The following is a 10429-nucleotide window of genomic DNA, read 5'->3' as shown; positions in this document are numbered from 1 at the left end:
TCTTCGGTTCAGGCAACTGGAAATCCCGGCTCGGCTGTGGATAGCAGAGGGAATGCAGGACTTCCGTTGGGCTGGATGCGCTTTTGCCGGCTGATCCCGTAAGGGATGGGCCGAAGAAACGTCAGAGCGAAAATTGAATCAGGGACGACAGGCGAACTGAAGGACGTGCAATGCTTTCTATTCAAGAACGAGGTCGATAGTAGCACGTCGAAAAGGGCAGTTTCTGTGCTTGCGATGGCAATATTTTTCTCTGAACTCAGAGTTGCACCAAAGCTTGTGAAGGTTATCGCACGATGGTAATGGGCTTTGAGATCTGTGGAATTTCGGGTAGAATCAAGCACTGTGCCTCGGAGTAATTCGGCGGCGATCCACAATCAAGATTTGAACGAGAGAGCATTATGCCGAAGAGAACCTTCCAACCCAACCGACGTCGCCGTGCCAAGACCCACGGATTTTTGACCCGCATGAAGACCAAGGCCGGTCAGGCTGTTCTGAACCGCCGTCGCGCCAAGGGCCGTCACAAAATCGCTGTCAGCGCCGGTTTCCGCGACTAGTTCTTCCGGCTGAGACTTCAGCCGCTTCGACTTGCAGGCCAGATGCGTAATTTTCTAGACAACGAAGGCACATCCCCTGTGGATTCTGCCTTCGTTTTTGCGCGCCCGAAAACCGACGATCCCGCCAAGCCCTGGCGTGAGCGCCGCCTCCGCAGCCACGGCGACTACCAGCGTATGTACGCGGTGGGCCGGAAGCAGTTCGGTAAATACATCAGCTACTTCTACGCAGTGCGGCAGCCTTCGGAGAATCCTCGCCACCGCGTCCATGTTGGACCTCGGGTTGGACTTACTGTGGGCCGCGTCATGGGCGACGCCGTTACGCGCAACCGGATCAAGCGCCGCCTTCGCTCCGCCGTACAGCAGCATCTGGTGCTTCTGGGCGGGTTGAATCTGGACGTCGCCCTGCATCCGAAGCGCGGTTTCGTCGACCTGGAGTGGAGCGCTCTGGAGCGCGACGTGGCTGTGATCTTCCGCGCGATCGCCAAAGCCGCAGGCAAACCCCAGTGAATCTCCTTGCGCGGGCGTCGTTTGCAACGTATCGCAACGTGCTTTCGCCCGTGCTGCACAGTTTTGGCCTGGGAGGGTGCAAGTACCGTCCCACCTGTTCGGAGTACACCGAGGTCGCCGTCTCGCGTTATGGCGTTCTGCGGGGAGGATGGATGGGCGTTCGCCGCCTCGCGCGCTGCCATCCCTTTGCAAAAGGAGGGTTTGATCCCGTCCCATGACAAAACCCTTACGCGCAGAGACCGCGCTAGCCATTTACCATTCGAGATGAGCCCGCATTCGCTTTGAGCCGTCGCGATGCAGACTCCGAGAGCGCAAGAGTACCCCTCCCCGCATCGCAATGAGATTTTGTAGAACTCCGCGCGACGACGCGCGGAAGAAAGACAGGAAAGTCTTTGGCAGAGATTAAGAACCCCAACCAGCAGGGCGGCGGCAGCGACATGAAGTCCATGCTTGTCCCCATGCTTTTGATCGCCGGTGTACTCGGCGGACTGCAGTTCTATCGCTCGAAGCATACGCAGCCACTACAGGCGCCCTCCGCACAGACCCAGACGGCACAGCAGCCCTCTGCCGTCGCGCCCGCTGCCCCAGGCGCCGCTCCGCAGACCACGGCCCAAACTGCAACGGTCGGCGCAACGCAGGCCGCACCCGTGGTCACGGCCGCTGCTGAGCAGACGACCACTATCGAGAACGAGCTCTATCGCATCGAGTTCACGAACCGAGGCGCTGAAGTAAAGAGCTGGATCCTGAAGCGCTACAAGGACAACAAGGGCGTTCCCCTGGATCTCGTCCATGCCGGAGCCGCACGCGAGTTCGGCGCTCCGCTCTCCCTCTACACGTATGACAGCGGCCTGACCGCGCAACTGCGCCAGGCGCTCTACGTTCCCAGCGTGACCGGCAAGCTCACCGCTCCGCAGACGCTCAGCTTCACCTACAGCGCCAACGGCCTGGACGTAACCAAGACCTTCCGCTTCGACGAGAGCTATCTTCTGCACGCCGATGTGGTCGCCAGCCGCGACGGTTCGCCCGTGCGCGCTTTGATTGCATGGCCGGGTGGCTTTGGCGATCAGGACCAGGTGCTGGACTACAACGGATCGCAGCTTGAGTCTTCCAGCGAAGGAAAGACGGACCACGTCAACTTCGCGAAGGTCTCCGGTGGAAAGACGCTGGATGGACCGCTGGATTACGTCGGCGTAGTAGACCAGTTCTTCGGCGCCGTCTTTATTCCTGATAATCCGCAGACCGCAACGGCTGTCTCTCTGCACCAGACTATCGATGTCGAGAAGCTGAAGCGCAGCACTGCGATCACCTCCACGACGCCCACCGGAAAGATTGCCACGGTCCCGATCATCGGAACCGCTCTGGGCGATGTGAGCGGACACACGCAGGCCCGCATCTACGCGGGCCCCAAGTCCTACACGATTCTGCACACCGTCAGCACCACCGGCGGAGAGACGCTCGCACCCATCGTCGACTTCGGTTTCTTCGGCATCGTGGGTAAGCCGCTCTTCTTCGCTCTGCACTTTGTGCAGGAGCACGTGGCCAGCAACTGGGGATGGGCGATCGTCGTCTTCACCATCCTGATCAACCTGGTGCTGCTGCCGCTGCGCATTCTCTCTATGAAGTCCGCGCTGAAGATGCAACGTCTGCAGCCGCAGATGGATGCGATCAAGGCCCGCTACGCCAAGTACAAGGTCACCGACCCGAAGCGGGCCGACATGAATGCCGAGATCATGCAGTTGCAGAAAGACAATGGCGTAAACATGTTTGGCGGCTGTATCCCCACGCTGATCCAGCTTCCGCTGTTGATCGCCATGTTCAGCATGCTGCAAAAGGTCGTTGAGCTTCGCCAGGCACACTGGTTCTGGTTGCACGACCTCACGGCGGCCGATCCGTACCATATCCTTCCCATCGTCATGGTGGTCTCGCAGTTCCTGGTGCAGTTCTACATGCCCAGCCCCGGCGTAGATCCGCAGCAGCAGAAGATGATGGCGTTCATGATGCCTGCCTTCTCCGGCTACATGACGTGGAACTACTCCTCCGGTCTGGCACTCTACTGGTGCATTGGCAACCTGATCATGATCGTGCAGCAGTACGTCATGAACCAGTCGCCGCTGGGCCGCGAGATGCGTCAGATTGCCGCGAAGCGCGCGCGCCGCAAGACGCAGACGATTCAGGGAAAACGGTAGAAGAATCCCTCTTCTGCCGTTCTTCCCAATGCAAGTGAGGTTCCGGGGATGAACGACCTGAAAGCATCAGCGCGGAAGATCGCTGACTTCGTCAACGCGCTGTCGGCCAAAGGTGGTCTGCGTCTGCGCTATCGCATCACCGCCGGGGGAGGCGCTGCCGACCCCGAGGGCCTGGAACGACGGGACATCTACGTTGAGTTGGAGGGGCCGGATGCGCCTCTCCTGATCGAACGCGAGGGTGAAGTGCTTCGCGCGCTGGAGCAGGTGGCCTCGCAGATCTTGCGGCTCGATCCGCTGGACCATGACCGGATCAGCTTCGACGCAGAGGGCTTCAAGGCCAACCGCGCGCGGGCGCTGAAGGAAATGGCGAAGGCGGGCGTGGAGTCTGTGCGCGCAACCGGTCAGCCCTACAGCTTTAATCCGATGAGTTCCCGCGAACGCCGCATGTTGCATCTCGCACTCAAGGAGTACGAGGACATGCGCACCGAATCCAATGGAGAAGGAGCACGCCGCATGGTAGTTCTCTATCCTCTGGATTGGAAGAACACGGATCGAGCGCGCGCGACGGCCCAGGCCTTCCGCCGCCGCTAGGGACTAGCCGATGGCAGAGACAACAACACAGGACACGATTGTCGCGGTCTCTACGCCACCCGGTCGCGGCGGCATCGGCATCGTTCGCCTCAGTGGGCCGGAAGCTCGCGGCATTACGGAAAAACTTCTCGCTCTTGAGACCGCGCTCGAACCTCGACGCGCACGCTTCGCCCACCTGAACGACGAGACCGGTCAACGGATCGACGACGCCGTCGTCACCTTCTTTGCCGCACCGAACTCTTACACCGGCGAAGACGTGATCGAGATCGCAGCGCATGGCTCGCCCGTCGTGCTGGAGTGGATCGTTCGCCGCGCCTGCACCCTGGGCGCTCGCCCTGCACACGCGGGAGAGTTCACCGAACGCGCCTTCTTTCGCGGCCGCATCGACCTCACACAGGCCGAAGCCGTGCGTGATCTCATCGATGCACAGACCATCGAACAGGCGCGCGTCGCCGCAGAGCAGGTCGGCGGATCGCTCGCGAAACGCATCCGCCCCTGCAAGGAAGATCTTGTTGCCCTGATCGCTCTGCTGGAAGCGGGAATCGACTTCGCGGAAGACGACATCGACGTCGCGCCATCGGCCCAGATTGAAGCGCGCCTGCAAGCTGTACTTTCCCCGCTCGAAGACCTGCTCGCCACCTTCGCCTACGGTCGCATCCTGCGCGAAGGCGTCCGCATCGCCGTCATCGGCAGACCGAACGCGGGCAAGAGCTCCCTCTTCAACGCGCTCGCGGAACGCGAACGCGCCATCGTGACTCCCATTGCAGGCACGACCCGCGACGTCGTCACGGAGCGCGTTTCGATTGGCGGCATCCCTGTAGAACTGATGGACACCGCAGGTCTGCGCGAATCTGAAGACTTCGTGGAGCAACTCGGCATCGCCCGCTCCCGCGAAGCGCTCGCCGAAGCCGATCTCGTTCTCTTCATCGTCGATCTTCAACACGGCATCAGCGAAGAAGAACGTGAGACGATCGCCAGCCTCGAAGGCCGTCCTCATCTCGTCGTAGCAAACAAGATCGACCTGGCCCCACTGCTCGCATCTGACTTCGCCCTAATCCCCACCAGCGCCAACACAGGCGAAGGCCTCGACCGCCTGCGCGAGGCTCTCCTGCAGCAACTACGCGGCTCACAGAATGCGAGCGCAAGCGGCCTGCTGACGAACTTACGCCAACGCGACGCCGTCGCCCGCGCCGTGGAGGCCCTCCATCGCGCCATCGAAGCTATCCATGCCTCCATCCCGCACGAGATGCTGCTGCTCGACATCTACGAAGCCCTGCGCGGCCTCGACGAACTCACGGGCAGCACCACGGCCGATGAGATCCTCGGGGTGATTTTTTCGACATTCTGCATCGGAAAGTAAGGCGCACCCCCGCCGAAGGCATTACGGGCCCACAAGCACAATGGACCAATGGGGCCAGCACAGATTTCTGGAAGATAGCAAGACCCTCTCTGACCATCGCACTATCGTAAAATCTAAACATGCCGACGTTCCGAAGACGAAGAACCTCGCCGTTCAGATGATCTTGCGAAATCTTCTCTCCTCCCTCTTTTTGAAAGATGGCGAGATGTCCTCCGCGGTAGAGCGCTCCCGTCGCCGTTACAAGCGTGCCGCTCTCACCAGTGGCGCAGCAATGATCGCAAAAGTCATTTCCCTCTCTGTCTCGTTTATTACGGTGCCGCTTACTCTCAATTATCTAGGTATGGAGCGCTTTGGCATTTGGATGACACTCAGTTCCATGATCGCCATGTTCAGCTTCGCAGATTTGGGTATGAGCAACGGCCTAATCAATCTGGTTGCGGAGGCAAACGGACGCGAGGATCGTCAGGCGATACGCAATGCGGTTGCGAGTGCGTTTTGGATGCTCCTGTTCGTCGCGCTTCTCATAGTTACGTTGATCGTAGGCATTTATCACTACGTTCCGTGGCCACAGATCTTCAACGTACACTCCCCACTTGCGATCGCTGAGGCTGGTCCAGTCTCTTTCGCAACCATTCTCTGCTTTGCTGTCAGTCTGCCCTTAGCGACCGTGGCAAGCCTGCAAAGTGGGCAGCAAAGTGGTTTGATTACAAATATCTGGAACGCCGTGGGCAGCCTGGTTTCTCTTGGGGCCATTCTGGTCGCAATCCATCTTCATGCCAGCCTGCCTCTACTCGTTGTGGCAATCTTTGGTGTCCCTGTATTCATCAGCCTCCTGAATGCCGCGAAGACTTTTCTTTGGGATCAAAGGTGGCTTTTCCCAAGCCTTCTTTTCTTTTCTCGCCCCATTGCGATCCTTTTGCTTCGTACTGGTCTGATGTTTTTTTGCTTGCAGTTGGCAGCAGCGATTGGCTATCAATCGGATAATTTAGTTATCGCTCACCTCCTCGGTGCGACACACGTGGGCAGCTATGCTGTTCCTTCGCGCCTCTTTAATGTGCTCCCATTCCTGATCGGTATCATTACTGGTCCCATGTGGCCTGCTTACGCCGATGCGCTCAGCCGCGGAGATCACGACTGGATCCGAAAGACGTTCCGTCGGACCGTGATTTGGACTGGGGGCGGAACTCTCTTGTTGACTGGGCTGTTAGTGGTTTTTAGTAACTACATTTTCGCGCTTTGGGTCGGCCCGGGTTTGCATGTATCGCGCTTGCTTCTGGTGACCTTTGGAGTACGCTGCGTTCTAAGCTCGTATTTACAACCACTCTCCTTTTTCCTTAATGGCATCGGGAAATTGAAGGAGCAAGCGGTCATTTCACTCCTAATGGCAGGCTTCAACCTAGCTCTCTCGATCGTACTGGTCGAGCATGTTGGCATCATCGGTGCCATTCTAAGTACCGTGGTCGCAGAGATTCTGATCGTTCTGATTCCGGAGACCTTGATCGCTCGACGGGCGCTTCACCACCTCAGCACTCCAATCGTTGAGAAAGGATAAGGATCATCTTGTCGAACCAATCATCTTCGCGCTCTGTCCGTGCAGCGATTGCTTGCGAAGCGATCAACGGCGGTGGCCTGGCCCATTACACCGAAGATCTCGACCGCATTATGCGGACATATGCTGCGGAGTCACAGGTCCTCGAAGGCCATCCTTATGTCTCCCCCCTGCGGGGTCAGGGAAGTTCTTCACGTAAAGCGAAGTTATGGCTCTTAGAGAAACTTCCTTTGCTTCGACGTGTTTTTGAACGGATAAGGCGGCAGTCACGGACACAGGATCCGTGGCCTCACGCTGCCGCCTGGGCCTCGCTCTGGCGCAATCGTTCCAGCGACATCATTGCCATCGTCCCACATGTTGTCATACATGACGAAGGACGACTCGATGATTACTATGCCGCAATCGCTGAACGCCCTTTTGTTTTGGTGATTCACGATTTGCACGCATTGCACTTTCCACAGGAGTGGAAGCCGCGGGACGTAGAGACCCTGAAATCGCGATTTGCCCTGTTGGGCAAGGCGGCAAAACAGATTATTGTTCATAATGAGTTCACGGCCGACGATGTGGTCGATAAGTTAGGAATTGAGCGAGACCGCATTACTGTCGTCCTGCTTCCAGCTTTTTTTGATGAGGTTTCCTTTCGCGCCTCACCAGAAGCGGACGCTGCTCGCCTTGAGAAACTTGATATTCGTAAGCCTTACGCGCTTTGGGCAAGCAGCAGCACCTTCGTCCACAAGAATCATCCACGCCTAACAAAAGCCTGGCGTCTGCTTGCAGATCGAGGCCATACCCTGCAACTTGTGTGCACAGGTACGCGAGCACCACATTGGAACGAAGTCGAGGATTTAATCCAGACGGAGAACCTGGAGTCGCTGGTGCGTTTTACAGGAGTCATTGATGACGCAGCTTTAGCCGCCGTCATGCGCAATGCTCATCTCGCGGTCTGTCCCACGCTCTTTGAAGGTGGCGGCCCTGGCCCAGCCGCCGAGGCAGCGCTCGCAGGTATTCCGCTAACCCTCTCCTCCATTCCCCAGTGCCGAGAGCTCTTCAACCTGCGAACCGATCTCTGCACCTTCTTCGATCCTTACGATCCCAAAAGCATCGCGGATGCTGTGGAAGATCTCTTCCTTAACTATGAAGAGGCCAAGGACCGGGCAGCCCTTGCGAAGGAACAATATCCTCGCCTGCGCACTCAACAGAGTGCGGCGGAACGATACTGGCATGCAGTGCTTGCAGCGCAGAAAAACTGATCCCTGCAAAGAACAGCCTGTCCTCAGAGATGAAAGAACCCTGAAGGTAGTCGGCTTCGTCCGTTCCTGAGGCCACAGAAGCTGCGACTTAGCCTATTGCGATTTGCGGGAACGATAGACCTGGGCAGTAAGAGATGCCGTTTTTTCCCAGGTGAAATGAGAGGCTCGTTCTGGTCCCGCTTGGCGAAGCTCTCCTTGCAAATCTGCGCTGGACAGAACTCGCTCCAAGGCAGCCTGTAGATCTTCTATGCTGGTTGGGTCCACTAAAAGCGCGGCTTTACCAACTACTTCGGGAAGTGAAGAGGTGTTGCTGGTAATTGTAGGTGCGCCGCACGCCAGCGCTTCAAGGGCGGGAAGTCCAAAGCCTTCATAGAGTGAAGGATAAACAAACACCGTGCACGCAGCAAGAAGGGGAGCTTTATCCTCTTCTGCGATGAAGCCCGTGAAGACGATGCCGGAGGCCAGCTCCAACTGCTCGATCCGGGCGAAGAGGCCTTCAGCCTTCCATCCCATTTTCCCAGCGATGACCAACTGAATCTCCGAGTCGAGACGCGCAATCCCGGCAAACGCTTCGACAAGTCGAGAAAGATTTTTTCTAGGTTCGATCGTGCCAATATAGAGTACGAATCGCTCTTTCAAGCCGTACTTTTCCCGTACCGCTCGGAGGCGTGAAGCAGGATAGTCAGATCGGAACTCCTCTCCCTTTCCATGAGGAATGACAGAGGCGTGGCCGTGTGGTAACCCGAGGAGAACAGTACAGTCTTCCAATGCTGATCGCGATACAAAAATCATCTGATCCACCATACGGATCGACGCCCGCATGAAGGTACGAAAGTAAATAATTTTGATCCTTTCGTGGACTTCTGGCATGGTGAAAAAAGTCATGTCATGGAAGGTGACTACACGCCGCGTTCCAAACGTAATCAGAGGAAAAGCGTAATGGAGGGAATGGACGACCTGAATTTTCAGTTTGAGCAAAAGAAATGGAAGATAGATCTGTTCGAGAAGAAAGCGAAGGGCCAGAACACGAAAGAAGCGAGCCGGAACCCAGAGCATCGTTATCTGCGGGCGTCCGCCAAAGTCCAGTTCCCGGTCATCATCCTGCGCAAGGATGAAGAATTCGAGATCTCCCGCATTACAGGTGAGATGATCCAGCAGGTTTTTGGCATATACGCCAACACCGGCTTTTTCCTTTTGAACTCCGGTAGCATCAATAAGAATCTTCATCTATATAAGAGGACCTGCATCAGAACCACGGAAGTACGATGGCAAGATCGGTATGAGTCCAGTCTATCCTGTAGTAGGAGGGGCTTTTAAAATGTGCGCGACAGGAGATATTTACGGGGTTCAGCCTCCACATTCACCGGGCCACGGAGAAGGCACGAAGCCTATTGACGAAGAAGGAGTGAGAGAACGCATCTTCGCCGTTGTGGTGCTCTACAAAACAGTACCTGCGGATTCGCTCACACTGCAGACGCTTTTCCGCGCGACAAACGATCCAGCGAAGACGTCTCTCCGTTTCTCCATTTTGATCCACGACAATACCCCGGGAGGCCAGGATCCTGGCACGCTGCCCGAGGGCATTCGGTATGTTGCGGCGACAAATAATCCTGGATTAGCTGCTGCTTACAATGGCGCGGCAGCCACGGCGAAGGAAGAAGGTTATGAGTGGCTGCTTACGTTGGATCAGGATACGGATCTGCCCGTCAACACTTTCGACCTCCTTTTGCAGCATATGGGACGTTATCCAGCCACATCGGGTGGGGGACAAGTGGGAGCGATCGTTCCCCATGTTATCGATCATGGTAGACCCATTTCTCCATTTCGTTTTCGCGGAGGTTTTCTTCCCTGCCTTCTGCCCGGAAATTTTTCAGGCATTGCGCAGCCCTATACCTCGGCGATCAATTCAGCAGCCTTGGTGCGAATTTCGGCTCTGGAGAAAATCGGGGGATATGACGAGCGCTTTCCACTGAATAATAGCGACAGCAGTCTCTTCCATCGACTTGGCGAGGCAGGCATCAGGATCGCTGTGGCAGGAGACCTTCGCGTGCAGCACGAGCTTGCGATTATGAACCGGCAAGAGCGCATGACGACTGATCGCTATCGTCAGTTGCTTGCCGATGAGCGCGCGTTCTGGGACTTGCACATGCACTTTCTGGGTAGGGTAGAACGGATGCTCCGCCTGCTAGGACGCGTCTGTAAAGACTTGCTGGAGCGGAGAAACGCGGACTTTCGCTCACTTTCGCTCAAGGAGATCCGATTCCGGCTATTGAGTCGTAAGCGAAATCGTGTCAAACGGTGGAAACAAAATTTTCAATAAGTAACTTTTCACAGGAGTAAAAGACCGGTTGGAAGCTTCCTTATGGAAGTCCTGTAACTATCGAAATTGATGAGCGAGCAGATACATCAGCAAACCTTACGCTCTTCGTTCA

The 10429-nt window shown here is 56.7% G+C and carries 10 protein-coding genes; 9 read left to right on the top strand and 1 reads right to left on the bottom strand.

All coding sequences use genetic code 11. The annotated features are described in order from the left end of the window. Positions 1 to 398: 398 nt before the first annotated feature. The 8 genes from rpmH (at position 399) to ACIPR4_RS21275 (ending at position 7997) form a co-directional block, all read left to right on the top strand. Positions 399 to 554, top strand: coding sequence for a 50S ribosomal protein L34 (rpmH, locus tag ACIPR4_RS21310; protein ID WP_013570752.1), 156 nt, complete (start codon positions 399 to 401; stop codon positions 552 to 554). Positions 555 to 596: 42 nt separating this feature from the next. Next, on the top strand, positions 597 to 1061 hold the full coding sequence (gene rnpA / locus ACIPR4_RS21305) for a ribonuclease P protein component (protein ID WP_013570751.1): 465 nt from the start codon (positions 597 to 599) through the stop codon (positions 1059 to 1061). Continuing rightward, entirely contained in the window at positions 1058 to 1279 is a 222-nt protein-coding gene (gene yidD / locus ACIPR4_RS21300; protein ID WP_013570750.1) for a membrane protein insertion efficiency factor YidD, read from the top strand. The genes rnpA and yidD overlap by 4 nt, the downstream gene beginning before the upstream one ends. Positions 1280 to 1453: 174 nt before the next feature. Then, a complete protein-coding gene (gene yidC / locus ACIPR4_RS21295) occupies positions 1454 to 3247 on the top strand; it encodes a membrane protein insertase YidC (RefSeq protein WP_013570749.1) in 1794 nt (597 codons plus the stop codon). A gap of 48 nt (positions 3248 to 3295) precedes the next feature. Continuing rightward, the gene (locus tag ACIPR4_RS21290; protein ID WP_013570748.1) at positions 3296 to 3838 is read left to right on the top strand and encodes a Jag family protein; all 543 of its coding nucleotides are present in this window, start codon (positions 3296 to 3298) and stop codon (positions 3836 to 3838) included. A gap of 10 nt (positions 3839 to 3848) precedes the next feature. Then, a complete protein-coding gene (mnmE, locus tag ACIPR4_RS21285) occupies positions 3849 to 5198 on the top strand; it encodes a tRNA uridine-5-carboxymethylaminomethyl(34) synthesis GTPase MnmE (RefSeq protein WP_013570747.1) in 1350 nt (449 codons plus the stop codon). A gap of 271 nt (positions 5199 to 5469) precedes the next feature. Beyond that, the gene (locus tag ACIPR4_RS21280; RefSeq protein WP_187290221.1) at positions 5470 to 6750 is read left to right on the top strand and encodes an oligosaccharide flippase family protein; all 1281 of its coding nucleotides are present in this window, start codon (positions 5470 to 5472) and stop codon (positions 6748 to 6750) included. 8 nt (positions 6751 to 6758) lie between these two features. Then, a complete protein-coding gene (locus tag ACIPR4_RS21275) occupies positions 6759 to 7997 on the top strand; it encodes a glycosyltransferase (RefSeq protein ID WP_013570745.1) in 1239 nt (412 codons plus the stop codon). Positions 7998 to 8090: 93 nt separating this feature from the next. On the opposite strand, the gene ACIPR4_RS21270 is transcribed toward ACIPR4_RS21275, so the two are convergent. Then, positions 8091 to 9224 carry a glycosyltransferase family 4 protein gene (locus ACIPR4_RS21270; RefSeq protein ID WP_013570744.1) on the bottom strand — a complete coding sequence of 378 codons (1134 nt, stop codon included), beginning with the start codon at positions 9222 to 9224 and terminating at the stop codon, positions 8091 to 8093. Positions 9225 to 9402: 178 nt separating this feature from the next. On the opposite strand from ACIPR4_RS21270, the gene ACIPR4_RS21265 reads away from it, so the two are divergent. After that, on the top strand, positions 9403 to 10317 hold the full coding sequence (locus ACIPR4_RS21265; protein WP_187290220.1) for a glycosyltransferase: 915 nt from the start codon (positions 9403 to 9405) through the stop codon (positions 10315 to 10317). Positions 10318 to 10429 lie beyond the last annotated feature (112 nt).

The organism is Terriglobus saanensis SP1PR4 (genome assembly GCF_000179915.2).
GTDB lineage: Bacteria > Acidobacteriota > Terriglobia > Terriglobales > Acidobacteriaceae > Terriglobus > Terriglobus saanensis.
This window is presented reverse-complemented; position numbering and strand designations above follow the sequence as displayed.

What these genes read in the sequence shown, in the direction of transcription:
- rpmH (WP_013570752.1), top strand. Translation starts at nt 399, where the DNA reads ATGCCGAAGAGAACCTTCCAACCCAACCGACGTCGCCGTGCCAAGACC.
- rnpA (WP_013570751.1), top strand. Translation starts at nt 597, where the DNA reads ATGCGTAATTTTCTAGACAACGAAGGCACATCCCCTGTGGATTCTGCC.
- ACIPR4_RS21290 (WP_013570748.1), top strand. Translation starts at nt 3,296, where the DNA reads ATGAACGACCTGAAAGCATCAGCGCGGAAGATCGCTGACTTCGTCAAC.
- mnmE (WP_013570747.1), top strand. Translation starts at nt 3,849, where the DNA reads ATGGCAGAGACAACAACACAGGACACGATTGTCGCGGTCTCTACGCCA.
- ACIPR4_RS21280 (WP_187290221.1), top strand. Translation starts at nt 5,470, where the DNA reads ATGATCGCAAAAGTCATTTCCCTCTCTGTCTCGTTTATTACGGTGCCG.
- ACIPR4_RS21270 (WP_013570744.1), bottom strand. Translation starts at nt 9,224, where the DNA reads ATGAAGATTCTTATTGATGCTACCGGAGTTCAAAAGGAAAAAGCCGGT.